Origin of the sequence: Micromonospora rubida (assembly GCF_009908295.1) — a bacterium.
Classification (GTDB): Bacteria; Actinomycetota; Actinomycetes; order Mycobacteriales; family Micromonosporaceae; genus Micromonospora; species Micromonospora rubida.
In genome coordinates, this window is record NZ_JAAALO010000004.1 from 374669 (window position 1) to 397505 (window position 22837).

Annotated in this window: 24 protein-coding genes; 19 read left to right on the forward strand and 5 right to left on the reverse strand. The window is 73.3% G+C overall.

Annotated elements, in window-relative coordinates; all coding sequences use genetic code 11:
• Positions 1-34: 34 nt before the first annotated feature.
• From clpB to GVV04_RS16150, 15 genes are all read left to right on the forward strand, one after another.
• Positions 35-2623 (forward strand): ATP-dependent chaperone ClpB, encoded by a 2589-nt coding sequence (clpB, locus tag GVV04_RS16080; RefSeq protein ID WP_161688841.1) that lies wholly within the window; start codon positions 35-37, stop codon positions 2621-2623.
• A gap of 90 nt (positions 2624-2713) precedes the next feature.
• Positions 2714-3085 carry a hypothetical protein gene (locus GVV04_RS16085; RefSeq protein WP_161688842.1) on the forward strand — a complete coding sequence of 124 codons (372 nt, stop codon included), beginning with the start codon at positions 2714-2716 and terminating at the stop codon, positions 3083-3085.
• A 69-nt stretch (positions 3086-3154) separates the two neighbouring features.
• Positions 3155-4054, forward strand: coding sequence for a hypothetical protein (locus tag GVV04_RS16090; RefSeq protein ID WP_161688843.1), 900 nt, complete (start codon positions 3155-3157; stop codon positions 4052-4054).
• Between the two features lie 83 nt (positions 4055-4137).
• Positions 4138-4770: a DUF4178 domain-containing protein gene (locus tag GVV04_RS16095; RefSeq protein ID WP_161689416.1), complete on the forward strand. Its 633-nt coding sequence runs from the start codon at positions 4138-4140 to the stop codon at positions 4768-4770.
• Between the two features lie 2 nt (positions 4771-4772).
• Complete coding sequence (locus GVV04_RS16100) at positions 4773-5336, forward strand: DUF2617 family protein (RefSeq protein WP_161688844.1); 564 nt, start codon at positions 4773-4775, stop codon at positions 5334-5336.
• Complete coding sequence (locus tag GVV04_RS16105; protein ID WP_161688845.1) at positions 5333-5761, forward strand: DUF4247 domain-containing protein; 429 nt, start codon at positions 5333-5335, stop codon at positions 5759-5761. The genes GVV04_RS16100 and GVV04_RS16105 overlap by 4 nt, the downstream gene beginning before the upstream one ends.
• A 34-nt stretch (positions 5762-5795) precedes the next feature.
• Positions 5796-6218, forward strand: a complete 423-nt coding sequence (locus tag GVV04_RS16110) for a DUF350 domain-containing protein (protein WP_117667987.1) — start codon at positions 5796-5798, stop codon at positions 6216-6218.
• Complete coding sequence (locus GVV04_RS16115; RefSeq protein WP_161688846.1) at positions 6218-7000, forward strand: hypothetical protein; 783 nt, start codon at positions 6218-6220, stop codon at positions 6998-7000. The genes GVV04_RS16110 and GVV04_RS16115 overlap by 1 nt, the downstream gene beginning before the upstream one ends.
• Positions 6997-8589: a polyamine aminopropyltransferase gene (locus tag GVV04_RS16120; RefSeq protein WP_161688847.1), complete on the forward strand. Its 1593-nt coding sequence runs from the start codon at positions 6997-6999 to the stop codon at positions 8587-8589. The genes GVV04_RS16115 and GVV04_RS16120 overlap by 4 nt, the downstream gene beginning before the upstream one ends.
• A gap of 40 nt (positions 8590-8629) precedes the next feature.
• Positions 8630-9613 (forward strand): hypothetical protein, encoded by a 984-nt coding sequence (locus tag GVV04_RS16125; protein ID WP_161689417.1) that lies wholly within the window; start codon positions 8630-8632, stop codon positions 9611-9613.
• 91 nt (positions 9614-9704) lie between these two features.
• A complete protein-coding gene (locus GVV04_RS16130; RefSeq protein ID WP_161688848.1) occupies positions 9705-10658 on the forward strand; it encodes a hypothetical protein in 954 nt (317 codons plus the stop codon).
• A 126-nt stretch (positions 10659-10784) separates the two neighbouring features.
• Positions 10785-11408, forward strand: coding sequence for a hypothetical protein (locus GVV04_RS16135; protein ID WP_161688849.1), 624 nt, complete (start codon positions 10785-10787; stop codon positions 11406-11408).
• Between the two features lie 9 nt (positions 11409-11417).
• Positions 11418-12227: an SDR family NAD(P)-dependent oxidoreductase gene (locus GVV04_RS16140; RefSeq protein WP_161688850.1), complete on the forward strand. Its 810-nt coding sequence runs from the start codon at positions 11418-11420 to the stop codon at positions 12225-12227.
• Between the two features lie 167 nt (positions 12228-12394).
• The gene (gene pyrE, locus GVV04_RS16145; protein ID WP_161688851.1) at positions 12395-12934 is read left to right on the forward strand and encodes an orotate phosphoribosyltransferase; all 540 of its coding nucleotides are present in this window, start codon (positions 12395-12397) and stop codon (positions 12932-12934) included.
• Between the two features lie 57 nt (positions 12935-12991).
• The gene (locus GVV04_RS16150; protein ID WP_007454255.1) at positions 12992-13369 is read left to right on the forward strand and encodes an ArsR/SmtB family transcription factor; all 378 of its coding nucleotides are present in this window, start codon (positions 12992-12994) and stop codon (positions 13367-13369) included.
• A gap of 207 nt (positions 13370-13576) precedes the next feature.
• Here GVV04_RS16150 and GVV04_RS16155 read toward each other — a convergent pair whose 3' ends face one another.
• The 3 genes from GVV04_RS16155 to GVV04_RS16165 all read right to left on the reverse strand — a co-directional run bounded on the left by GVV04_RS16155 (position 13577) and on the right by GVV04_RS16165 (position 18667).
• On the reverse strand, positions 13577-14512 hold the full coding sequence (locus tag GVV04_RS16155) for a DedA family protein (RefSeq protein ID WP_328822419.1): 936 nt from the start codon (positions 14510-14512) through the stop codon (positions 13577-13579).
• A 97-nt stretch (positions 14513-14609) separates the two neighbouring features.
• Positions 14610-17132, reverse strand: coding sequence for a polynucleotide kinase-phosphatase (locus GVV04_RS16160; protein ID WP_161688852.1), 2523 nt, complete (start codon positions 17130-17132; stop codon positions 14610-14612).
• Positions 17129-18667: a 3' terminal RNA ribose 2'-O-methyltransferase Hen1 gene (locus GVV04_RS16165; protein WP_161688853.1), complete on the reverse strand. Its 1539-nt coding sequence runs from the start codon at positions 18665-18667 to the stop codon at positions 17129-17131. The genes GVV04_RS16160 and GVV04_RS16165 overlap by 4 nt, the downstream gene beginning before the upstream one ends.
• Positions 18668-18868: 201 nt before the next feature.
• On the opposite strand from GVV04_RS16165, the gene GVV04_RS16170 reads away from it, so the two are divergent.
• Entirely contained in the window at positions 18869-19348 is a 480-nt protein-coding gene (locus tag GVV04_RS16170) for a SigE family RNA polymerase sigma factor (protein ID WP_161688854.1), read from the forward strand.
• A 2-nt stretch (positions 19349-19350) separates the two neighbouring features.
• Positions 19351-20418 carry an LCP family protein gene (locus tag GVV04_RS16175; protein WP_161688855.1) on the forward strand — a complete coding sequence of 356 codons (1068 nt, stop codon included), beginning with the start codon at positions 19351-19353 and terminating at the stop codon, positions 20416-20418.
• A 177-nt stretch (positions 20419-20595) separates the two neighbouring features.
• Here the strand turns inward: GVV04_RS16175 and GVV04_RS34385 are convergent, their stop codons facing one another.
• On the reverse strand, positions 20596-20817 hold the full coding sequence (locus tag GVV04_RS34385) for an LPXTG cell wall anchor domain-containing protein (RefSeq protein ID WP_161688856.1): 222 nt from the start codon (positions 20815-20817) through the stop codon (positions 20596-20598).
• A gap of 77 nt (positions 20818-20894) precedes the next feature.
• Positions 20895-21107 (reverse strand): hypothetical protein, encoded by a 213-nt coding sequence (locus GVV04_RS16185; RefSeq protein WP_161688857.1) that lies wholly within the window; start codon positions 21105-21107, stop codon positions 20895-20897.
• A 133-nt stretch (positions 21108-21240) separates the two neighbouring features.
• Between GVV04_RS16185 and GVV04_RS16190 the strand changes: the two genes are divergently transcribed.
• On the forward strand, positions 21241-21624 hold the full coding sequence (locus GVV04_RS16190; RefSeq protein ID WP_161688858.1) for a phage holin family protein: 384 nt from the start codon (positions 21241-21243) through the stop codon (positions 21622-21624).
• A 179-nt stretch (positions 21625-21803) separates the two neighbouring features.
• The gene (gene fbaA / locus GVV04_RS16195) at positions 21804-22826 is read left to right on the forward strand and encodes a class II fructose-bisphosphate aldolase (protein WP_161688859.1); all 1023 of its coding nucleotides are present in this window, start codon (positions 21804-21806) and stop codon (positions 22824-22826) included.
• The last annotated feature ends 11 nt before the right edge of the window (positions 22827-22837 follow it).

Sequence of the window (22837 nt, forward strand, 5' to 3'; positions counted from 1 at the left end):
CCTTCCTAGTGGACACGCCGATCCGGGGGAGCCCATGAACACGGAACGTCTCACCACCAAGAGCCGCGAAACCATCACCGGTGCCGTCGCGTTGGCGAACCAGCGCGGCCACGCCACCGTGGAGCCCTGGCACCTGCTGCTGTCGCTGCTGGACACCGAGGGATCGACCGCCGCGGGCCTGCTGCGCGCCGCCGGGGCCGACCCCGCCGAGCTGCGCCGGGCCGCCCAGCGCGCGGTCGACGGCCTGCCGGCAGCCCGGGGCTCCAGCCTCGCCGAGCCCACCCTGGCCCGCGAGTTCGTCAACGCCATCGGCGCCGCCGAGCAGATCGCCCGGCCGTTGGGCGACGAGTACACCTCGACCGAGCACCTGCTCGCCGGCCTGGCCCGGGTCGGCGGCGCGGTCGCCGGCGCGCTGAAGAACGCCGGCGCGACCGAGGACAACCTGGTCGCAGCCTTCCCGACCGTCCGGGGTGGGGACCGGCGGGTCACCACCGCCGACCCGGAGCAGACCTACCAGGCCCTGACCAAGTACGGCGTCGACCTGACCGCCAGCGCGCGGGACGGCAAGATCGACCCGGTGATCGGCCGGGACTCCGAGATCCGCCGGGTGATCCAGGTGCTGTCCCGGCGCACCAAGAACAATCCGGTGCTGATCGGCGAGCCCGGCGTCGGCAAGACGGCGATCGTCGAGGGGCTGGCCCAGCGGATCGTGGCCGGCGACGTGCCCGAGTCGCTGCGGGGCAAGAAGCTGGTCTCGCTCGACCTCGGCGCGATGGTGGCCGGCGCGCAGTACCGGGGGCAGTTCGAGGAGCGCCTGAAGTCTGTGCTGGAGGAGATCAAGAACTCCAACGGCCAGGTCATCACCTTCCTCGACGAGCTGCACACCGTCGTCGGTGCCGGCAAGGGCGAGGGCTCGATGGACGCCGGCAACATGCTCAAGCCGATGCTGGCGCGCGGCGAGCTGCGGATGGTCGGCGCGACCACCCTCGACGAGTACCGCGAGCACATCGAGAAGGACCCGGCCCTGGAGCGCCGCTTCCAGCCGGTGCTCGTCGGCGAGCCGACCATCGAGGACACCATCGGCATCCTGCGCGGCCTCAAGGAGCGCTACGAGGTGCACCACGGCGTACGGATCACCGACGCCGCCCTGGTCGCCGCCGCATCCCTGTCCGACCGGTACATCACCGAACGGTTCCTGCCGGACAAGGCCATCGACCTGGTCGACGAGTCCGCGTCCCGGTTGCGCATGGAGATCGACTCCCGGCCGGTCGAGGTGGACGAGATCGAGCGGGCGGTGCGCCGGCTGGAGATCGAGGAGATGGCGCTGGCCAAGGAGCCGGACGCCGCCTCCGCGGAGCGGCTGGAGCGGCTGCGCAAGGAGCTGGCCGACAAGCGCGAGCAGCTCACCGCGCTGTCCGAGCGCTGGCATGTGGAGAAGGACCACATCACCCGGCTCTCCACGGCCAAGGAGGAGCTGGAGCGGCTCGGCGGCGAGGCCGAGCGGGCCGAGCGCGACGGCGAGCTGGAGCGGGCCGCCGAGCTGCGCTACGGCCGGATTCCCGCGCTCAACGCCGACCTGGCGAAGGCCGAGGAGGAGCTGGCCCGGCTCCAGGCCGAGGGCGCGATGCTCAAGGAGGAGGTCGGCGCGGACGACATCGCCGCGGTGGTCGCCTCCTGGACCGGCATCCCCGCCGGCCGGCTGCTGGAGGGCGAGGCCGCCAAGCTGCTCCGGATGGAGGAGTCGCTGGGCTCCCGGGTGGTCGGCCAGTCCGAGGCCGTCGCCGCCGTCTCCGACGCGGTCCGCCGGGCCCGGGCCGGCGTCGCCGACCCGGACCGCCCGACCGGCAGCTTCCTGTTCCTCGGCCCGACCGGCGTCGGCAAGACCGAGCTGGCCAAGACGCTCGCGGAGTTCCTCTTCGACGACGAGCGGGCCATGGTCCGCATCGACATGAGCGAGTACGGCGAGAAGCACTCCGTCGCCCGCCTCGTCGGCGCCCCGCCCGGGTACGTCGGCTACGAGGAGGGCGGCCAGCTCACCGAGGCGGTGCGCCGCCGGCCGTACTCGGTGATCCTGCTGGACGAGGTGGAGAAGGCCCACCCCGACGTGTTCGACGTGCTGCTCCAGGTGCTCGACGACGGTCGGCTCACCGACGGCCAGGGCCGCACGGTGGACTTCCGCAACGCGATCCTGATCCTCACCTCCAACCTCGGGTCGTCGGTGATCGGCGACCTGACGATGGCCGAGGAGCAGCGCCGGGAGGGCGTCCTCGCGGTGGTCCGGTCGCACTTCAAGCCGGAGTTCCTCAACCGGCTCGACGACATCGTGGTCTTCGCCGCGCTGCACGGGGACGACCTGCGGGCGATCGTGGACATCCAGCTTGAGCGGATGCGTCGGCGGCTGGCCGACCGCCGGCTCGGCCTGGAGATCACCGGGGCGGCCCGCGGCTGGCTCGCCGAGCACGGGTACGACCCGATCTACGGGGCCCGCCCGCTGCGCCGGCTGGTGCAGTCCGCCATCGGCGACCAGCTCGCCAGGGCGCTTCTCTCCGGCACGGTCCGCGACGGCGACACGGTGAGTGTCGACCTGGCCGACGGCGGGAACGGCCTGACCGTCACCGCCTGACGCCGCCGCCCAGGTGTCGAAAGGGGCCCCCTGTGCAACGTTTCGGCGTTGACAGGGGGCCTTCCCGCTCGATCGGGTATGGAGGTGGGCATGTTCGGACGCGGAAACAAGGAGCTCGACGCGGCGGTGCGGGAGCTGGCGAAGGCCGACACCCTCGCGTTCGGCGGGGTGGGCTTCGCCGGCACGCTGTTGCCGGTGACCGAGGCGTACCAGGAGGTCGAGCGGCAGCTCGACGCGCACCCGGAGCAGGCCCGGCGGAAGGTCGACTGGCTGCTGGAACACGGCTCGCCGGCCGGCCGGGCGTACGCGGCGACGCTGCTCGGCCGGGTCGATCCGGCGGGCGCGCGGACGGCGTGGGAGTCACTGCGCGACGAGCCGGCCGAGTTCACCACCTTCGGCGGCTGCGTCATGGGCCGGACCGCGCTCGGCGAGTACGCCGCCGACCGGCTCGCCGAGGGTTGATCGACCAGCCGGGCCGACGCTGACCGATCGGGGCTGCCGACCACCGGCCGCCGGCCGTACGGTCCTGCCATGACCGCACCCGTGGCCGCCCCGGTCCGTCCGCCCCGACCGACCTCGGTCACCGTCGCCTGCTGGCTCCAGGTCGCCACCGTGCTGATTCTGCTCGGCCTGGTCGCCCTGGTGGTGTACGAGGCGGTGCGCTTCGACGGCGAGATCAGCCGGGCGGCCCGACTGGTGCCGGACGCGGACCCCGCCGAAGTGCGCGACGAGCGGGACGGCAACGTCTTCGGCTCGGTCTTCCAGGGCAGTTCCATCCTGCTGCTCGCCGGCTGGCTCGCCGGCACCGCGCTGCCGCTGCTGCGCGGGCGCAACGTCGCGCGCATCCTGGTCTTCGTCTCCGGCGGCGGGCAACTGCTGCTCTGTCTCGGTTCGGTGTGCTCCGGCGCGCTGCTGTTCCCGTTCATCCTCGCGCTCGGGTTCTCCGAGGGGCTGGGCCCCGAGGGGGAGCCGCTCCCCGAGGAGGACTTCTGGCAGGAGTCGAGGTTCCTGGAGACCCTGTACGGCCGGCAGGAGTCACCCGGCGAGGTGCTCTTCCCGATCTTCGGGATCAGCATGCTGACCGTGCTGCTGCTCACCGCGACCGTGGTGCTGCTGGTCTCCCTGCCGCCCGCGAACCAGTACTTCCGCCCTCGGGCACAGCCGGCCGGCCCGGTGCCGTACGCCGGCTGGCCCACCGCCCCGGTGCCGTACGCCGGCTGGCCCACCGCCCCGCTCCCGCCGGCGGGCGCCTGGGTGCCGGCCGGGTATCCGGTCCCGCCGGGGTACCTGATCTGCCCCGACCCGGCCCTGCACCTCGCCTACCCCCCGACATCGCCCGGCCCGGCAGGTCCGGCGTCAGTGCCGCCCGGTTCGACCCCCGCGCCGGCCGGGCCGCCGGCCACCGATCCGCCCGCAGCACCAGGTAGCTGAGCCCTTACTCAGCGGTCGCCAGGTTCCCCCGCGTGCGCAGGGTTGTTACCGTCTCCGCCGACGCAACTGGGGAGGCGATCGGATTGAACGGATCGGTGGCATATCTGGTGACGGCGGCGGGCTGCCTCATCGCGGTGGCCGGGATCGTCGTCGCCGTGGTGGCGGTTCGGCGGTCCCGGACCAAGCAACCCCGGCACCCCGGCCCGACCGACCCGTTCCGCGACCGGGACGCCGACGCGCTGCGGGGCGACCCGCGCCGGCTGAGCCCCGGCGACATCGTCGAGGTCCGTGGGACGTCGTACGCGGTACGCGGCTCGGTGCTGATCAAGGAGGGCAGCTGGACCTGGTCGGAGCACCTGCTCGACGACGCCGGCGGCGGCCAGCTCTGGCTCTCCGTCGAGGAGGACCCGGACCTGGAGCTGGTGTTCTGGAAGACCGACCCGGCGCTCACCCTCACCCCTGGCCCGCCGACCGTCGACCTCGACGGCCACCGGTACACCAGCAACGAGTCCGGGCACGCGCTCTTCACCGGCACCGGGACCACCGGCCTCGACCCGTCCGGCGCCATGCGCTACCACGACTACCGGGGCCCGGGCGCCCTCCGGCTCTCCTTCGAGGCGTACGGCAACGCCGCGTGGGAGGTGGCCCGGGGCGAGGTGCTGCACCGCTCAGAGGTGATGATCTACCCGCAGGCCGGCCCCGGGAAGGTGAGCTGACCGTGCTGGTCACCCTCGACGCCCCGTACGTCGACACCAGCGCCGCCGACCTCAGCCTCGCCCTCGGCGACGCGGAGCGCCCCGCGCTGCACGTGCTCGACCTCGACCTGCCCGCCGGCGTCCGGCTGCGGCTGCGCCTGCTCGGCGCCTCCCACCAGGTGGTGCTCCGCGCGGCGGGCGTCGAGCTGACCGAGACCGTGGCCTGCCTGCCCGGCCACCCGCCCGAGCTGCCCGCCACGAGGCTCGACGAGGCGAACGGCTACCGGTTCACCGCCACGGTGCTGCGGCCGGCGGGCACGGAGCTGAGCGACCGGGTCGCCGCGCTCCGCGCCGAGCTGGCCAACGACCCGTACGCCCTGGTCGGGGTCTTCCCGGGCGACGCGGACGCGGTGACCGCCCTCGCGGTCCGGCCGGCCCCGCCGCACGGGACGGTCGCCTGGCGCACCTGGCACGCGTACCCCCAGACCAACGAGCTGGTCCTGACCGAGACGGTGGTGGCAACTGTGAGCGCGAGGAGTGAGCCGGGTTTGCGAGCCCCGCAGTCGCGAGCGGAGGTGGCCCTGTGAAGACGTACCGGCCCTGGTTCGTGGTGGGAGCGGCGGTCGCCGTGGTCGGCGCGCTGATCGCCGCCTTCGCGATCTTCTACGGCAACTTCTCCCCGCGCGGCTACGTGGAGGACAGGTACACCCGGGCGGCCAGCCGGGACATCGGCGGGAACGCCGTCGCGTACACCTCGTCGAAGTCGCCCAGCCAGGTCGCCGACGAGGTGACCGACGCCTGGAAGCCGGCCGATCAGTACATCGACGGCAGCGGCGTCTACCTGCGCTACGACGAAGAATCGGTGGTGATCCTGCCGATCGCCGCAGGCTCGGTGATCCTGCTCGAACGCATGACCACCGCCTACCCCCGTTACCACTCGACCGTCGGGTCGCACTGGGGCTGGGGACGCGGCAGCACCGTCCGGGGCGGCGGCCCCGGCACCGGCAAGTAGCCCGACGACCGACCCCTCACCCTGGAGCCCTCCTGTGCAGAACCTCGTCATCGATCTGCTGGTCACCCTCGCCTACGGCGTGGTCGGCGTCGTCCTGATGGGCGTCGGCTACGGGCTGGTCGACGTGGCCACCCCCGGCAAGCTCCACGAGCTGATCTGGACCGAGCGCAACCGCAACGCCGCGCTGCTGCTCTCTTCCAATCTGCTCGGCGTCGGCACCATCGTGGTCGCGGCGATCGTGGCCAGTGAGGACGACTTCGTCATCGGCCTGGTCGGCGCGGCGGCGTACGGGATCGTCGGCCTGGTCATCATGGCCGCCGCCTTTCTGCTCCTCGACGCGGTGACCCCGGGCCGGCTCGGTGAGCTGCTCGTCGACCCGGAGCCGCACCCCGCCGTGTGGGTGTCGGCCGTGGTGCACCTCGCCACCGGCGCGATCATCGCCGCCGCGATCAGTTGATGGCCCCCGCAGCTCACCCGGGCGGCCGGCGGCCGGGCAAGCCGCCGGCGAAGGCGTCGTCCTCGGCCGCCTCCGGCTGGATCGTCGGCCTGGTCACCGTCGTCGTGGTCGGTGGCTGCATCGGCGTCGGCGTCCTCAACGGCGACTCCGGCGGCACCACCGTTCCCGCCCCGGCGGCCGACGAGCGTGCCGACACCGTGCCGATCCTCGCGCAGGCCGCCACCAGCCAGGGCATCTGCTATGGCTGGCGGCTGGAGAGCTACTACGGCTCCGTGGTCAGCGTCGGCTCCAACCTCGGCGACGGGGTGGCCGTGGTCGACAACCCGGCCTGCCCACGCTGGGTCGAGGTGACCGCCGAGGTCAGGTACACCTCGGAGAGCAGCGAGAGCAGCGACTCGGTGACCGTCGACGTGACCGGCTCGACCGACATCGACCGCTCCGACCTGTACGCCGTGGAGAACGGCCTGCAACGGTTCGGGCTGGACGACGGCGCCTTCGTCGACGACCCCGGCTGGGCGGTCTGCCGGGCGGCCGTGGCGCTGCCCCTGCTGGTCGCCGAGGCCGGCGTGGCCGAGCCCGCCGCCACCCCGGCCGCCGCGCCGGGCTCCTCGGTGTCGCCGCTGCCGGCCGCCGGCAGCGACTTCTGGCGGGACCGGTGGGGCTGGCTGTCCGCCACCGCCGGGCTGCTGCTGGTCACCGCGCTGCTGTTCACCGTCGGATTCGTGCAGCGCAGCCGACAGCGCGCCCAGGCGCCCGCCGGGCGTACCCAGGGGAAGGCATGACCACCGAGGCGCCGGCGGCGGCCGACGGCACCCCCGCCGCCCGGCCGCACTGGCGGCTGTCCCGCGCGGCGGTGCTGGTCGCGGTCTTCGTCTGCGCCGCCTGCGGCCTGGTGTACGAGCTGGCCCTCGTCGCGCTCGGCAGCTACCTGATCGGCGACACCGTCGGCCAGGCGTCGATCGTGCTCGGCGTGATGGTCTTCGCGATGGGCGTCGGCGCGCTCGCCGCGAAGCCGTTGCAGTCCCGGGCCGCCGCCGCGTTCGCGTTGGTCGAGCTGGCCCTGGCCCTGCTCGGCGGGCTGTCGGTGCTCGGCCTGTACGCCGCCTTCGCCTGGCTGGACATGTACGGCCCGGCGCTGGTCGGCACCGCGTTCGTGCTCGGCCTGCTGATCGGCGCGGAGATCCCGCTGCTGATGGTCATGCTGCAACGCATCCGGGAACAGTCCGCCGGCAGCGCGGTGGCCGACCTGTTCGCCGCCGACTACGTCGGCGCGCTGCTCGGCGGGCTCGCCTTCCCGTTCCTGCTGATGCCCGTCTTCGGCCAGCTCAAGGGCGCCCTGGTGGTCGGCGCGGTGAACGCGGTGGCCGGCGTCGCGCTGGTCTGCACGGTGTTCCGCGCGGAGCTGAGCCGCCGGGCGCGGATCGCGGTCGGCGCCGGCTCCGTCGTGGTCGCCCTCTGCCTCGGGTACGCGTGGATCACCGCCCACGACTTCGAGTTGACCGCCCGGCAGCAGCTCTACCGGGACCCGGTGGTGCACGCCGAACGGAGCCGGTACCAGGAGATCGTGCTCACCCGCTCGGTGCGGGAGGTCGGCCACGCCGACACCGACCTGCGGCTGTTCCTCAACGGCGATCTCCAGTTCAGCTCGATCGACGAGTACCGCTACCACGAGGCGCTTGTGCACCCCGCGCTGAACGGTCCCCGAGGCGAGGTGCTGGTGCTCGGCGCGGGGGACGGGCTCGCGGTCCGGGAGATCCTGCGCTACCCCGACGTGCGCCGGGTGACCGTGGTCGATCTCGACCCGGCCGTGGTGGCGCTCGCCCGCAGCGAGCCGCAGCTGCGCCGGCTCAACGGCGACGCGTTCGCCGACCCCCGGGTGCGGGTGGTCAACGTCGACGCGTTCGGCTGGCTGCGCGCCGCCACCGAGCGGTTCGACGTGGTGGTCGCAGACCTGCCCGACCCGGACGAGACGGCCACCGCCAAGCTCTACACCGTCGAGTTCTACGGGCTGATCCGGGCGGTGCTCGCCGAGCGCGGGCGGCTGGTCGTGCAGTCCGGTTCGCCGTACTTCGCGCCCCAGTCGTACTGGTCGATCGAGGCGTCGGTGCGGGAGGCCGGCTTCGCCACCTCCCCGTACCACGTGGACGTGCCGAGCTTCGGCGACTGGGGGTTCGTGCTCGCCACACCGGGGGGCACCCCGCCGGGGCTGGCGCTTTCGGCCGACGTGTCGGGGCTGCGCTTCCTCACCGCCGGGACGTTGGCGTCGGCCGCGAACTTCCCCGCCGACCGGGGCCGGATCGACGTCCCTGCCTCCACCCTGCTTCGGCCCCGCGTGCTGGAGTACGCCCGCGCCGAGTGGCGCGGCTACTAGGGTCGGGGCCATGGTGCGCGGACCGTCGCGTCGCCGGTGGATGCCGCCCCGGGCGGAGGCTGCTGCGGCGTACCTCCAGGCGTTCGTCCTGTCCGGGGTGGCCTCGGTGCTGCTCACCCGGGCGTACCTCGGGGCCACCAACTACCCGCAGCTCGGCGGCGGCGGCCTGCACATCGCGCACGTGCTCTGGGGCGGCCTGCTGATGACCGCCGGCCTGGCGGCGGCGCTGGTCTTCCTCGGCGGCGCGGCCCGGATGACCGGGGCGATCCTCGGCGGCCTCGGCTTCGGCCTGTTCATCGACGAGGTCGGCAAGTTCGTCACGGTCGAGACCGACTACTTCTACGCGCCCGCCGCCGGCATCATCTACGGCGTCTTCGCCCTGCTCGTGGTCATCACCCAGGCGGTACGCGGGCGCACCCGGCTGATCCCCGCCGAGCGGGCCGCGAACGCCCTGGACGCCGTGGTCGGCGGGTCGATCGGCGGGCTCACCGAGCGGCGGCGTTCGGAGGTGCGGCGGCTGGCCCGGGGCTCCGGCGCGCAGACCGAGGCCGGGGTGGCCCGGCTGCTCGACGCGGTGCCTTGCCGGGAGCCCTCGCCGCCCAGGTTCTGGCAGCCCTGGCTGGACCGGGCCCGCCGGTTCGTCACCGGGCTGACCGCCCAGCGCTGGCTGGTCAGCCTGGTGGTGATCTACCTCGTGGCGGATCCGACCCTGACGCTGATCGGCGTGCTGTTGGACGGGGTGACCGGCGAGCTGGACCAGGAGCGGGAGTGGGGCGCGGTGCTCGCTGTCTCGGCGTCCGCGTTGGTCACCGCCGTGCTCAGCGTCACGGCGGCGTTCCGGCTGCGCCGGGACCGGGTCGACGCGTTCCGGCTGTTCAAGCTGGCGATCCTGGTCGACCTGCTGTTCGGGCAGATCTTCAACTTCACGGTCAACCAGTTCGGCGCGGTCACCGCGCTGGGCGCCGACCTGTTCCTGCTCGCCGTGGTGACCGCCGAGCACCGCCGGCTGTCCCGGGTCGCCTGACCCGGTCCGCGCCGCGCCACCGACCCCGCCTGTCGTGCCAGCCTGGCCTGCACTCGATACGGTTGTGGACGCGACTTAGGAAGGGAGCACCGTGGTCGACCCCCACAGCCCACCGCCGGCCCGGACACGTCCGGCCGTCGTCACCGTTTCCAGCTACCTGCTGATCCTCTTTGCCGCGATCCAGGTGATCCAGCTGATCCTGACGCTGACCACCATCGGCAAGACCCGCGACGTGCTGCGGGACGCCTACTCCGGCACCTCCGCCAACGGCGCGGACACCCTGGCCGACTTCACCTTCGCGATCGGCATCGGCTCGGGCATCCTGACGCTGCTCCTCGCGGTCGGGCTGGTGGTACTGGCCCTGCTGAACAACCGGGGCCGCAACGGCGCCCGGATCACCACCTGGGTGCTCGGCGGCATCCTGGCCTGCTGCACCGGCGGCGGCCTGATCAGCGGGCTGGCCGGCGGCGTGACCGCCAGCGGCCAGACCTCGGGCGACATGCCGAGCGCCGAGGAGATCCAGCGCCGGCTGGAGGAGGCGCTGCCCTCGTGGCTGACCCCGGTCACCACCCTGCTCAACGTCATCGCGCTGCTGGCCCTGCTGGCCGCGCTGATCCTGCTGGCCCTGCCCAAGGCGAACGAATTCTTCCGCAAGCCGCAGCAGGGCTGGGAGCCGCCGGTCCCGGGGACCGCCTACCCGGCGTACCCGCAGACCCCCGGCTACCCGCAGGCCCCGGGCTACCCGCAGAGCCCCGGCTATCCGCAGGCCCCGGGCTACCCGCAGACGCCCGGCTATCCGCAGAGCCCTGGCTATCCGCAGGCCCCGGGCTACCCGGAGACCCCGGGCTATCCGCAGTCTCCGGGTCACCCGCAGGGGCCCGGACAACCCGGCCAGCCGCCGGCGTCCGGCCCGTCGTCGGCCCCGCCGAGCGGTGGGGCCGCGGACCCGGGGTACCCGTCCCAGCCCGGGCAGCCGCCCGCCGGGGGCGGCGACCAGCCCGGTGGCGGCCCGCCGTCGGGACCGAACCCGCCCGCGTCGAGCTGACCGGCCGGCGCCGCCGACACGCCGACCGATCCACGAAGAGCGTCGGCGCGGTGCGCCGCGCATAACGGCGACACCGACGATCCCTCCGAGTAGGTTCCAACCGGACGCCTACCGGAGGGATCTGTCGTGTCGAACCCCGAACAGGCGCGGGCCCGTCGCCCCGCTGCGGTGGGGCTGGCGGCGGCCGTGCTGCTGCTGATGGCCGTCGGCGCCGTGGCCGCCGCAGTCGCCGGCCTGCTCGTCCTCGGCGGCACCGTCGACCGGTTCCGGGCGGCGGCGGCCGGCACGGCGGCCGGCCCCGAGGAGATCGACAACCTGGTCACCGTGCTGCGGGCCGGGACGTTGGCCTCGGCGGCGGTGACCGTGCTGGTCGGCGTCGTGCTCGTCGGCCTGGCCCTCGGGCTGCTCGCCGGCCGCGCCGGGGCCCGGGCGGCGACCTGGGTGGTCTCCGGGCTGGGCCTGGTCTTCGGCTGCTGCGGGCTGGCGACGCTGGTCGGCCAGCGGGCCGCGCCGTTGCGACTGTCCGGTGCCGACCGGAGCACCGCCGAACTGCTCGGCCTGGTCGGCGACGCGTATCCGTCCTGGTGGATTCCGGTCAACGCGGCCCTTTCGGTCGGCCAGGCACTCGGTTACCTTGTGGTAGCCACGTTGCTGGCCCTGCCGGCCGCCAACGCCTGGTTCCGTCGGCGCGTCCCCGCGCCGGCCCCGGTCGGGCCCCCGCCGGCCATGTCCCCGTACCCGCCCCGCTGAGGACCGTCCGTGACGTCAGAGCAGGTTCCGGCCGAGCGCCGCGCGCTGGTGACCGGCGCGACCGCCGGCATCGGCGCGGAGTTCGCCCGCCGGCTGGCCGCCGACGGCTGGGCCCTCGTGCTGGTGGCGCGCGACGCCGCCCGGCTGGCCGAGGTGGCTGCCGAGCTGACCGGCCGGCACGGCCACCCGGTCGAGGTCGTCGCGGCGGACCTGTCCACCGACGACGGCTGCGCGGCCGTGGAGCGCCGGCTGGCCGACGGTAGCCCCGTCGAGCTGCTGGTCAACAACGCCGGGATCAGCCTCAACCAGCCCTTCCTGCGTTCCTCGACAGAGGACGAGTTCCGCCTGCTGCGGCTGAACGTGCACGCGGTGCTGCGGCTGACCCGCGCCGCGATCGGCCCGATGACCCGCCGGGGCCGCGGGGCAGTGATAAATGTCTCTTCGGTTGCGGGCTTCGGGCCGGTCATGCCGGGCTCGACGTACCCGGCGAGCAAGGCGTGGGTCACCGCGTTCAGCGAGTCCGTCGACCTGACCACCGCCGCCGCCGGGGTGCGCGTGATGGCCCTTTGCCCTGGCTACACCCGCACCGGCGCGCACGAGCGGATCGGCATCGACATGTCCGGCACCCCCCGGTTCATGTGGCTCGAGGCCGCCCAGGTGGTCGACGAAGCCCTTCGTGACCTGCGGAAAGGCCGCTCCGTGAGCGTGCCGTCGCTGCGCTACAAGCTTGCGGTGGCCGGGGTGCGGCACGCGCCTCGGAGCCTGCTGCGCCGGTTCGCCCGGGACACCCGCGGTCGCGACGACCGCCGCCCCGGCTGACCTGCGGCGCAGCCCCGGCCGGCCGGCCCCGGTGGTGGCCGCCGGGCCGGATCCGGCGTGGTGATCGCACAGAGTAGCCGAACATCGCCATCCATCGGTCGCCCGCAGGGCTGATCAGGGTGGACCCCGCACACGGCTCCCAGACTTGCGCAGTACCCTCTATCGGCATGGGGGACCACGACGACCTGCGCAAATTCATCAACGACCTAGCCGTGGTCCACGGGCGGGTGGTGCTCTCCTCGGGCCAGGAGGCGGACTGGTACGTCGATCTGCGGCGTGTCACGCTCCATCACCGGGCCGCACCGTTGGTCGGTCGGGTGCTGCTCGACCTGACCTCCGACTGGGAGTACGACGCCGTCGGCGGCCTGACCCTGGGCGCCGATCCTGTCGCCCTCGCAATGCTGCACGCCGCATCGACGATCGACCGGTCGATCGATGCTTTCGTCGTTCGTAAAGCGGGTAAGGCCCATGGTCTGCAACGCCGCATCGAGGGACCGGACGTGGCCGGACGGCGGGTGTTGGCGGTCGAGGACACGTCAACCACCGGTGGCAGCGTGCTGACCGCGGTTGAAGCGTTGCGCGAGGCCGGGGCCGAAGTAGTGGGTGTGGCGGTTATTGTTGATCGTGGCGCCGGCGACGCGGTGCGAGCCGCCGGACTGCCGTATCGGGCGGCCTATACGTTGGCTGACCTCGGCCTTGTGGCCTAAAAATTTGCCGATTCGGATCTGCGGATATGCAGGCGGATCGATGCTGCTGGTGGAAGGATGGAATACGTGGGAACTGCGTTGGCTGAAATGACCATGCCTCAGATCTCGCCGCTTGCCGGCGAGCCGATCGAACGTGCCGACGCCGAGCGGCTCGCGGGGGTCCTCAAGGCCCTCGCGGACCCCGCCCGGCTGCGGCTGCTCAGCCTGATCCAATCGGCGCCCGAGGGCGAGGCGTGCGTGTGCGATCTGACCGCACCGCTCGGCCTCTCCCAGCCGACGGTCAGTCACCACCTGCGTATCCTCACCGAGGCCGGCTTGCTGGAGCGGGAGAAGCGCGGTGTCTGGGCGTACTACCGGCTGGTGCCGTCCGCGATCGCGACGATCGCGGATCTGCTCACCCCGCCGCGCAAGCGGGCCACCAAGAAGGCTCGCTGACGACAAGGTTCTGTTCCGGGCCGTCCCGCCTCGGGCCGGCATCGGGTGACGTGCCAGGGGTGGCGTCACCACCGGACGGTGACGCGTGGCCGCGTCACCGGCAGTTGCCTCGTTGATCCGTCTGCCGTCGACTCGTCACGGCCCGACCGATGGCCGGTCCCGCAACGCGGGGCCGGCCATCGGTGTACGTCGTAGCGGCCCGCGACGTCAGCGGCCCTCGCCCTGCTCCGGCCACCGCCCGCCACCGTAGGGCGGCTGCTGCTGCGGGTGCTGCGGCTCCTGCCGCCCGTACTGGGGGTACTGCTGCTGCGGTGCCTGCTGCTGCCCGTTCGGCTGCTGCGGCGACCGGTCGTGGCCGTGGTGGTGAAGGTGGTGCTCGACGGTGTCCCGGACGGCGTCCACCGCACCGGCGGCGCTGGCCGCCGCAACCACGGTCATCACCTCGCCGCGCTTGCGGGCCCGCCGGTCGCGGAGGAACTCGAAGAAGATCGGCAGCACCGAGATCAGGATGATCAGCGCGACCACCGGCAGGATGTACCGGTCGATCTTGTCGCCGATCGCGTTGTAGATCTGTTCGGCGAGCAGGTACCCGATCAGCAGGATGCCGTCCACCCAGAGGACCGCGCCGACGATGTTCCAGAGCAGGAACTGCTTGGCCGGCATGCCGAGCGTCCCGGCCACCGGGTTGAGGAACGTGCGGACGATCGGGATGAACCGGGCCAACACCACGGCCTTGGCCGGGCCGAACTTCTGGAAGTAGTACTCCGCCTTCTCCACGTACTCCCGCTTGAACAGCCGGGAGTTGGGGCGCTCGAACATCCGCCGGCCGTACCGCGCGCCGAGCCAGTGCCCGAGCTGGGCGCCGACGATCGCGCAGATCGGCCCGCCGATCAGCAGCCCGACCAGGGAGATCCGGGTGCCGTCGCCGAAGATCGCGTCCGCCACCGGCGATGCGGCGACGCCGGCCAGGAACAGCAACGAGTCACCCGGGAAGAAGAAGCCGACGAGCAGACCCGTCTCGGCGAAGAGGATCACCCAGACGCCGATCAGCCCGAAGGTATGGAGCAGATCCTTCGGGTCGAGCGGATTCAGGGCGACGGTCTCGACGACCGCCCGTGCCTTCTCTGCTGTGTCCACGGCCACACACGGTACCGAACCCCGGTTCCACTCCTGCCCAGCACCGCCCCGGTCCACCCCGGGGCGGTGCTGGGCGGCGTCCTCGGCCAGCCCCCGACCGCCGTCACAGGCGGGGGTCGACCGGCTCGGACTCGCAGGCCAGGACGGCGAAGACCAGCTCGTGGCGGCGCCAGAGCGGGGCGCCCGCCGCCAGCGCGTCCAGGGCGGCGAGCCCGAGGGCGTGCTCCCGCAGGGCCAGCCCCCGCTTGCGGCCCAGCGATCGCCGGCGTAGCGCGACGAGCTGCTCCGGCCCGGTGTATCCCGGGCCGTAGATGATCCGCAGGTACTCCCGGCCCCGGCACTTGATCCCCGGCTGGAGCAGCGACCCCCGCGAGGACCGGGCGGCCGGCCCGGCGTACGGCTTGACCACCATGCCCTCCCCGCCGCCGGCGGTCAGCGCCAGCCACCAGCCGGTGGCATCGGCCTCGGCCGAGGCGTCGGTCAGGTCGACGACCCGCCGCCGGGTGGGGGTGAACAGCACCGGGTCGGCGGCACACAGCCGGTCGACCAGGTCGAGGTGCCAGCCGTGGTCCCGGTCGACGTGGCTGGCCCCGGCGGAGGCGAGCACCACGAACGGGGCGAGGGTCACCCCGCGCAGCCCGTCCGTCGGCGCCACGTACGCCCGGTACGCCGCCGAGTACGCCTCGACCTCCACGGATCGGGCGGCCATCCGCTCCCGCAGCTCCCCGACCGGCAGGCCCCGGCCGGCAGCCGCGTCCAGGGTGGCCAGCACCGCCGGCAGGGCGGCCCGGCCTGCCGCCCCCACGCTCGCGTACTGCTCGCGGATCAGCCCGCCCGCCTTCGCCGACCAGGGCAGCAGCTCGCAGTCCAGCAGCAGCCAGTCGGTGCCCAGCTCCGCCCACAGCTCCGCCGCGGTCACCGCCGCCCGGACCCGGTCCAGCAGCTCGCCGTCCAGCGGCGGGCCGAAGAACGGCCGGCCGGTGCGGGTGTGCACCACGCCGCCGCCCGGCCCGAACGGGCCGCCCTCCGGATCGCGGCAGACCAGCACCACGGCCCGCGAGCCCATGTGCTTCTCCTCGCAGACCACCCGGTCGACGCCGGCCGACCGGTAGTCGGCGAACGCCTGCGCCGGGTGCTCCAGGAACCCGTCGACCGTCGACGTCGAGCATGGTGCCATCGTCGGCGGCAGCCAGGTCAGCCAGCGCGGGTCGACCGCGAACCGGCTCATCACCTCCAGCGCGGCGGCGGCGTTCTCCGCCGGCACGGTCAGCGTCCCGTACGGGTGCTCGACGTGCCGTCGGCCGGCGACGTCGCGCAGGTCCAGCACCGTGTCCGGGCGGGCCGGGGCCGGCGCGACCAGTGGCCGGGCCGGGGCGTACCACTCCTTCACCGCGCCGACGGAGACCAGCTCCCGCTCCGGGTAGCGCAGCGCGGTCAGCTTCCCGCCGAAGACGCAGCCGGTGTCGACGCAGATGGTGTTGTTCACCCATTCCGCCTCCGGGGCGGGCGTGTGCCCGTACACGACCATGGCCGAGCCCCGGTAGTCGCGCGCCCACGGGTAGCGCACCGGCAGGCCGTACTCGTCGACCTCGCCGGTGGTCTCCCCGTACAGCGCGAACGCGCGGACCCGGCCCGACGCGCGGCCGTGGTACTCCTCTTTCAGCCCGGCGTGCGCGACCACCAGCCGGCCACCGTCCAGCACGAAGTGGCTGACCAGGCCGTCAATGAAGGCCGCCGTCTCGGCCACGAAGCTGGCCGGCTCCGCCTCCAGCTGGGCCAGCGTCTCCGGCAGGCCGTGGGTGAGCCGCACGGCCGCGCCGCGCAGTTTGCGCAGCAGCTTCTGCTCGTGGTTGCCCGGCACGCAGATCGCGTGCCCAGCCGCCACCATGCCCATCACCAGGCGGAGCACCCCGGGGGAGTCCGGGCCGCGGTCCACCAGGTCACCCACGAAGACGGCGGTACGACCAGCCGGGTGCGCCGCGTCCACCGGGCGACCCGCGTCGTCGCGGCGCAGGCCGTAGCCCAGCCGGAGCAGCAGCGCCTCCAGCTCCTCGCGGCAGCCGTGCACGTCACCGACGATGTCGAACGGCCCGGTCAGGTCCCGCCGGTCGTTGAACAGCTTCTCGTACCGGACCTCCGCCGCGTCGATCTCCTCGACGCCGCGCAGCACGTGCACCTTGCGGAAGCCCTCCCGGGCCAGCAGCCGGTACGACCGGCGCAGGTCCCGCTGCATCCGGGCCAGCACGGGCCGGCCGAAGGTACGGTCCGTGCGGGCCTGCGTCCGCTCCCAGGCCAGCGCCTCCGGCACGTCCAGCACGATCGCCACCGGCAGCACGTCGTGCTCCCGGGCCACCCGGACCAGCCCGGCGCGGGCGTGCGGCTGGAGGTTGGTGGCGTCCACGACGGTGAGCCGGCCGCGCCGCAGCCGAATTCCGGCGACGTGGTGCAGCGCGTCGAACGCGTCCGCCGACGCCGACTGGTCGTTCTCGTCGTCGGCGACCAGCGCCCGGAACGCGTCGGAGGAGAGCACCTGGCTCGGGGCGAAGTGTCGCCGGGCGAAGGTGGACTTGCCGGAACCGGAGACGCCGACCAGCGCCACCAGGGCCAGCTCGGGGATGTCGATCATCGGCTCGCCTCCTTCGGTGCGGTCGTCTGCGTCGTGGCGTTCGGCGGTGCCGTGGCATTCGGCGGTGCCGTGGCGTGCGCCGGTGCCGTGGCGTGCGCCGGTGTCGTGGCGTGCGCCGGTGTCGTGGTGAACACGGCGAGCTGGGTGGGGGCGCCGACCTCGGGGTCGTCGTCGCCGATCCCGCCGATCGTCGCGGTGTAGCCGTACGCGGCCGTGACCCGGTCGACCCAGGCGGCGAACTCCGCGCGGGTCCACTCGAAGCGGTGGTCCGGGTGTCGGAACCGCCCCGCGCCCAGCCCCTCGTAGCGGACGTTGTGCTCGACGTTCGGCGTGGTCACCACGACCGTGGCGGGCCGGGCGTGACCGAACACGGCGTCCTCCAGCGCCGGCAGGCGGGGCAGGTCGACGTGTTCGACGACCTCCATGAGCACCGCCGCGTCGTACCCGCGCAGCCGGTCGTCCCGGTAGGTCAGGGCGGACTGCCACAGCCGGATCCGGTCCCGCTGCCGCTCCGGCAGCCGGTCCAGCCGCAGCCGGCGCTCGGCCAGCGTCAGCGCCTGGGCGGACACGTCGGTGCCGACGATCTCGGTGTACCGGCGGTCGCCCACCAGGGCGGACAGCAGCGCCCCGCCGCCGCAGCCGAGGTCCACCACCCGGGTCGCCCCGCTGGCCGCGAGGGCGGCGAGCACCGCCTCCCGGCGGCGCACCGCCAGCGACGGCCGGCGCGCGGCCTCCCCGCCGTCGGACTCGGCCACGCTGTCGGCGGGCGGCTCCTCGGCCAGCCGCTGCTCGGCGAGGCGGGCCATGGCCTCCCCGGCCAGGGCCCGGCGGTGGGCCAGGTAGCGGCGGGTGATGGTGGACCGCTCCGGGTGGCCGGCCAGCCAGCCGGCGCCCGCCCGGAGCAGCTTGTCGATCTCGTCCGGCGCGACCCAGTAGTGCTTCGCGTCGTCGAGCACCGGCAGCAGCACGTACAGGTGGTTCAGCGCATCGGCGAGCCGCAGCGTGCCGGTCAGCGTCAGGTCGACGTACCGGCTGTCGCCCCACTCCGGGTACGTCTCGTCGAGCGGGATCGGGTCGGCCGCCACCGCCCAGCCCAGCGGCGCGAAAATCCGGGCGGCCAGGTCGGCGCCGCCCCGGCAGCGCAGCACGGGCACCCGGACCTCCAGTGGGATCTCGGCGGCGGCCAGCTCCGGCCGGTCCCGGGACTCGCCGCGCAGGGCGGACCGGAACACCCTGGCCAGCGCCGAGGCGAGCAGGCTCGACGCGGCGTACGGGCGGTCGTTGACGTACTGGCCGAGGGTGAAGCCGTGCGGGGCGGTCGGCTGGCTCCGGCTCTTGCCGCGGCCACCGGCCAGCCGCAGCGGGTCGACGTCGACCAGCAGGGCCACGGTGCAGCGCCCCTCGTCGGCCTCGGGGAAGACCACGTGCGCGGCGCCGACGGGCAGCTCGAAGGAGTGCACCCGGTCGGGGTGCTTGACCAGCAGGTACCCGAGGTCGGTCGCCGGCCGGTGGGTGGTGGTCAGGGTGAGCAGCACGCGCCCATGGTGTCAGGGACATCGATCTTGCGTCGCCCCGTTTTCGGCCCGCTGGGGTGGGCTCGGTGACAAGCGGGTCCGGCGCGGCACCCTCGCACCGCACGGCGGACCGAAGATCTGATGAGCCGAACGGTTGATCGCTCCTGCCGCAACGTTCAGCCGGCCCGGTCCCGTCATCAGAGCAGGACACCGGGAGGTGCAGTGACATACGAGGAGTTCGCCGATTCGCGGCTGACCGCCCTGTTGCGGTACGCGGTCATGCTGACCGGCGACCCGCACCAGGCGCAGGACCTGGTGCAGGAGACCATGGTGCGGGCCCAGTTGAACTGGCGGCGAGTGGCCCGGGCCGACTCCCCGGAACGTTACGTGCGCCGGATGCTCACCAACCAGTACGTCGACTGGCGGCGCGGCTCGTGGGTGCGCCGGGTGCTGCTGCGCGCCGAGACCGACGACGCCGTCCCGGTCTCCACCGACCACGCGCAGAACGCGGTGGATCGGGACCAGGTCTGGACCTGGCTGTCCCGCCTGCCGCGCAGACAGCGCGCCACCCTGGTGCTGCGCTACTACGAGGACCTGCCCGACGCGGAGATCGCCGAGATCCTCGGCTGCGCGGTCGGCACCGTCCGTTCGTCCATCTCCCGCGCCCTGGCCACTCTCCGGGCCGAATACGTGGAGGCCTGATCATGATCGAGGACGACCTGCATGCCGCGTTCGAGCGGCACGAGTCACTCACCCCGCCGACCGGCCCGCTGCGTGCGGCCATTGACCGGATCGCCGCCGTCCGTCGGCGTCGCCGCCGACGTACCACGCTCGGCGGGGCGACCCTGGCCCTGCTGGCGGTTACCGGGCTCGGCGCGGCCCCGCTCGTCACCCCGGCCAAGGCCCCGGAACGGGCCGAATTCCTCGCTGGCCCGACCGGTGGGGAACCCGTCGGGGCGATGAACCTGCTGCTTCTCGGCGTGGATTCCAGCGGCCCGCAACCCCCGATGGCCGACTCGATCCTGCTGGTGCACGTGCCGGCCGACCGCAGCCGGCTCTACCTGCTGTCGATCCCGCGCGATCTGAAGGTGGCCGTCCCCGGCCACGGCAGCGAAAAGATCAACGCCGCCTTCGCCTCCGGAAGCCGCAGGGAGGGGCGACAGCCCGACCTCGGCGCGGGCTATAGCCTCACCTCGCAGGTCGTCGCCCGGTTGACCGGGGTACGCGTCGACGCGGGCGCGGTGCTGACCTATCCCGTGCTGCGGAAGATCACCGACGCGGTGGGCGGGGTGGAGCTCTGCCTGCCGACCGAGGTGCTTTCGTTCCACACCGGCCGGACGTACCCGGCCGGCTGCCAGCACCTGGACGGAGCAGCCTCCGTGGATTTGCTCCGGCAGCGGCGCACCCTTGCCGACGACTCCCAGGACCGGGACCGCAACGCCCAACAATTCGCCGCCGCCCTGGTGCGCCGGGCCGACGAGCGGGGCGTGCTGCACGACCCGGTGCGGGTGTCCCGGCTGGCCGCCGACATCGGCCCGCACCTCACCCTCAGCTCGGCGAGCGGCTCGCTGCTCGACCTGCTGGCCCTCGTGCCCCGGTTGAGGTCCGCCGAGGTGGTCGGCCTCAACCTGCCGGCCGTACTGGTCGACGCCCCGGCCCACCGCTACGAGCCGGACCCGGCCGCCGCCCCGGAGCTGCTCGCCGCGCTGCGCGAGGATCGCCTCGCGGCGTGGGTCGCGGCGCACCCCGAGCGGGTCACCGGCCCGCGCTGACCGTGTCGACTACGACGGCGACGGGCGGCCCCCGCCCATCGCCGTCCGGTCTCCGGGCGCCCGTCGCACCGGCTGAGCGGTAGTCGTCCTCGTCGGGCTGGCCCATCGTCCCTCTGCGGTGAAACCGGCGCCCCGCCGACCCGGGTGGGTCGGCGGGGCGCCGGCGGTACGGGTGGATCAGGCGACGAAGCGGGTCCGGCGGCGCTTGGCCACCAGGTAGCCGCCGACGCCGGCCACGAGCAGCAGGCCGCCGATGCCGGCGATCAGGCCGGTCGAGGCGCCGGTGACCGGCAGACCGCCGTCACCGCCACCCCCGCCGCCCGTTCCGGTGCCGGCCTTGACAGTGATCGTGGCTATGTCGTTGCCCTCGCTCGGGTCGCCGGCGAGCCTCGTCGTCACGGTTGATTACCGCTGCCGCAACGTGCAGCCGGCCCCGCCCCGCCGGTGCGACCGCAGCCCGGGAGCGCGGAGCGGGCTCAGCGGTAGTCGTCCTCGTCGGGGGCGACAACCCGGGCCTGCTCCATGGCGTCCCAGTCGTCGACCTCCAGGCCCCGGGTCGGCTCCTGCTCGCCGTCGGCCGGGTCGGTCGAGGTGGCCTGTTCCACGGCGTCGGCCGGGGACGCCTCCGGGTCCCGCTCCTCCGGAGTGAGGTGGTCGCTCGGAGCGAAGTCCTCGTCGGGCTGACCCATCGTCCCTCCCTGATTCCGGTGGAAAGCTACCCACACCGTACGGGCTGACCCGGGTGCGCGCTCGGAGCCGGGGAGAAAGCCGAGTCGGCGGAATCGGCCCTCCGGGCCCGGCCGGCGGTGCCAGGATGGTGTCGTGGGCTTCCTGATCCGGCTGGCGATCACGGCGATCGCGTTGTGGATCGCCACCCTGATCGTGCCCGGCGTCGAGGTGGGCGGCCGGTACGGCGGCAACACGGTGCTCACCCTCGTGGTGGTGGCGCTGATCTTCGGCGTGGTCAACGCCGTGCTGAAGCCGGTGATCAAGGTGGTGGGCTGCGTCTTCTACCTGCTGACCCTGGGGCTGTTCGCGCTGGTGGTCAACGCGCTGCTGTTCCTGCTGACCGACTGGATCGCCCGCCAGTTGGACCTGCCGTTCCGGGTGGACGGGTTCTGGGCCGCCTTCTGGGGGGCCATCGTGATGGCCGTGGTGACCTGGCTGATCAGCGTCGCCGTGCCGGACCGGTGGGAGGGCCGGTGAGGTTTCGCAGGGGGTGCCCGGCACCCCGGTCACCGGCCCACGCCTCGGGCGGGTCAAGGGTCGGTTACGCCCGTGGCCGCCCTCTACGGGATACTTCCGGTGGAGGACAGCGCGGTCCGGCGCACCCATGGAAGACAGCGGCCAGTACGGCCGACAGCGGTAAGTAAGGAGCGTTCGATATGCCCATCGCTTCCCCCGAGGCCTACGCGGAGATGCTGGACCGCGCCAAGGCGGGCCGGTACGCGTACCCCGCGATCAACGTGACCTCCTCGCAGACGCTGAACGCGGCCCTGAAGGGCTTCGCCGACGCGGAGAGCGACGGCATCATCCAGGTCTCCACCGGTGGCGCGGAGTACCTGTCCGGCCCGTCCGTGAAGGACATGGTCACCGGTGCCGTGGCGTTCGCCGCGTACGCCCACGAGGTCGCCAAGAAGTACCCGGTCAACATCGCCCTGCACACCGACCACTGCCCGAAGGACAAGCTGGACAAGTTCGTCCGGCCCTTGATGCAGATCTCCAAGGAGCGGGTCGCCGCCGGCCAGGAGCCGCTGTTCCAGTCGCACATGTGGGACGGCTCGGCCGTGCCGGTGGCGGAGAACCTGAAGATCGCGTCCGAGCTGCTGGACCGGGCCGCCGAGGCCAAGATCGTCCTGGAGATCGAGGTCGGCGTCGTCGGTGGCGAGGAGGACGGCGTCGAGAACGCCATCAACGACAAGCTCTACACCACCGTCGAGGACGGCCTGGCCATGGTCGAGGCCCTCGGCCTGGGCGAGAAGGGCCGCTACATGGCGGCGCTGACCTTCGGCAACGTGCACGGCGTCTACAAGCCGGGCAACGTCAAGCTCCGCCCGGAGATCCTCAACCAGATCCAGGAGGCGGTCGGCGCCAAGTACGGCAAGGACAAGCCGCTCAGCCTGGTCTTCCACGGCGGCTCCGGCTCGCTGCTGTCCGAGATCCGCGAGGCGCTGGACTACGGCGTGGTGAAGATGAACATCGACACCGACACCCAGTACGCCTTCACCCGGCCCGTCGCCGACCACATGCTCCGCAACTACGACGGCGTGCTGAAGGTCGACGGCGAGGTCGGCAACAAGAAGCTGTACGACCCGCGCGCCTGGGGCAAGCTCGCCGAGGCCGGGCTCTCCGCCCGCGTCGTCGAGGCCTGCGAGCACCTGCGCTCCACCGGCACCCGGGCGAAGTAACACCCACCCGT

What these genes read in the sequence shown, in the direction of transcription:
- GVV04_RS16185 (WP_161688857.1), bottom strand. Translation starts at nt 21,107, where the DNA reads ATGGGTCAGCCCGACGAGGACTTCGCTCCGAGCGACCACCTCACTCCG.
- GVV04_RS16090 (WP_161688843.1), top strand. Translation starts at nt 3,155, where the DNA reads ATGACCGCACCCGTGGCCGCCCCGGTCCGTCCGCCCCGACCGACCTCG.
- fbaA (WP_161688859.1), top strand. Translation starts at nt 21,804, where the DNA reads ATGCCCATCGCTTCCCCCGAGGCCTACGCGGAGATGCTGGACCGCGCC.
- pyrE (WP_161688851.1), top strand. Translation starts at nt 12,395, where the DNA reads ATGGGGGACCACGACGACCTGCGCAAATTCATCAACGACCTAGCCGTG.
- GVV04_RS16160 (WP_161688852.1), bottom strand. Translation starts at nt 17,132, where the DNA reads ATGATCGACATCCCCGAGCTGGCCCTGGTGGCGCTGGTCGGCGTCTCC.
- GVV04_RS16115 (WP_161688846.1), top strand. Translation starts at nt 6,218, where the DNA reads ATGGCCCCCGCAGCTCACCCGGGCGGCCGGCGGCCGGGCAAGCCGCCG.
- GVV04_RS16125 (WP_161689417.1), top strand. Translation starts at nt 8,630, where the DNA reads ATGCCGCCCCGGGCGGAGGCTGCTGCGGCGTACCTCCAGGCGTTCGTC.
- clpB (WP_161688841.1), top strand. Translation starts at nt 35, where the DNA reads ATGAACACGGAACGTCTCACCACCAAGAGCCGCGAAACCATCACCGGT.
- GVV04_RS16150 (WP_007454255.1), top strand. Translation starts at nt 12,992, where the DNA reads ATGGAATACGTGGGAACTGCGTTGGCTGAAATGACCATGCCTCAGATC.
- GVV04_RS16120 (WP_161688847.1), top strand. Translation starts at nt 6,997, where the DNA reads ATGACCACCGAGGCGCCGGCGGCGGCCGACGGCACCCCCGCCGCCCGG.
- GVV04_RS16085 (WP_161688842.1), top strand. Translation starts at nt 2,714, where the DNA reads ATGTTCGGACGCGGAAACAAGGAGCTCGACGCGGCGGTGCGGGAGCTG.
- GVV04_RS16175 (WP_161688855.1), top strand. Translation starts at nt 19,351, where the DNA reads ATGATCGAGGACGACCTGCATGCCGCGTTCGAGCGGCACGAGTCACTC.